This window comes from Mesorhizobium sp. M4A.F.Ca.ET.050.02.1.1 (assembly GCF_003997725.1).
GTDB lineage: Bacteria > Pseudomonadota > Alphaproteobacteria > Rhizobiales > Rhizobiaceae > Mesorhizobium.
The window spans coordinates 1-1,213 of sequence record NZ_RZSG01001194.1 but is presented as its reverse complement, the minus strand read 5'-3'; the positions used below and the strand labels follow the sequence as shown (position 1 = coordinate 1,213).

1 protein-coding gene and 1 pseudogene are annotated in these 1,213 nt (G+C 65.9%); both read right to left on the bottom strand.

Translation table 11 applies throughout. From position 1 onward, the window contains the following. Positions 1-396: pseudogene (locus EOA33_RS36235) on the bottom strand (single-stranded-DNA-specific exonuclease RecJ); the annotation flags it as partial. 65 nt (positions 397-461) lie between these two features. Then, positions 462-1,213: fructose-bisphosphatase class II family protein (locus EOA33_RS36230; protein ID WP_145989529.1), on the bottom strand; the 752-nt coding region annotated here is incomplete at its 5' end.

Here is a 1,213-nt window from a genome sequence, read left to right as displayed (position 1 = left end):
ACGGTCGGGTATGTAGATTTCCGACGGCACCGAGAAATGCGCGAGGAATCGCTTGAGCAGCGCCGACGAGGCCGCGCCGTCGACATCGTAGTCGCCGAAGATCGCCACCTTCTCCTTGGCGATGATCGCCTCCGCGATGCGGGAGGCGGCCTTGTCCATATCGGTGAGCGAGGCCGGGTTCGGCAGCAGGTCGCGGATCGTCGGGTCGAGGAAGCGCTCTGTCTGCTCCGCGCTGACGCCGCGCCCGGCCAACACCCTTGCCACGATGTCCGGGACGCCATGGCCCTGCGCGATGGCGAGCGCCGTCATGTCCTGCCGTTCAGTCAGCCGATGCTCCCACGAGACACCGGTCGCCGATTGCCTGACATCCAGGAAAAGCCGTCTTTCGCCCGTCATGCGACGCGCCGTCCGCATATTTTCATAGTGCCGATACTAATATGCGACGGCCAATCGGGACGGAATCAAAACTTTTCCAGATCCTGGTGACGCGCTTTGATCTCGCGCACCGTCCGCGACGACGAGCGCAGCACGATCGTGTGCGTGGTGATGTAGGTGCGGCCGAACTTGACGCCGTCGAGCATGTTGCCGTCGGTGACGCCGGTCGCCGCGAACAGCACGTCGCCGCGCGCCATGTCCTTCGCCTGGTAGACCCGCTTCGGGTCGGCAATGCCCATCTTGGCCGCGCGCGCCACCTTCTCCGGCGTATCGAGGATCAGCCGCCCCTGCATCTGGCCACCGGTGCAGCGCAACGCCGCCGCCGCCAACACGCCTTCCGGAGCGCCGCCGGTGCCGAGATAGATGTCGATGCCGGTCTCGTCGGGGTCCGTGGTGTGGATGACGCCGGCGACATCGCCGTCGCCGATCAGCCTTATCGCCGCGCCGGTCGCGCGCACCGCGTCGATCAATTTGGCGTGGCGTGGGCGGTCGAGGATGCAAGCGGTGATGTCGGACACCGCGACACCCTTGGCCTTGGCCAGGCTGGCGATGTTTTCGGCCGGCGTCGCGTCGATGTCGATGACGCCGTCGGCATAGCCCGGCCCGATGGCGATCTTGTCCATATAGACGTCGGGCGCGAATAGCAGGCTGCCCTTTTCCGCGATGGCGATGACGGCAAGCGCATTGGGCAGGTTCTTGGCGCAGATCGTCGTGCCTTCGAGCGGATCGAGCGCGATATCGACCGCCGGACCTATGCCGGTACCGACCTCCTCGCCGA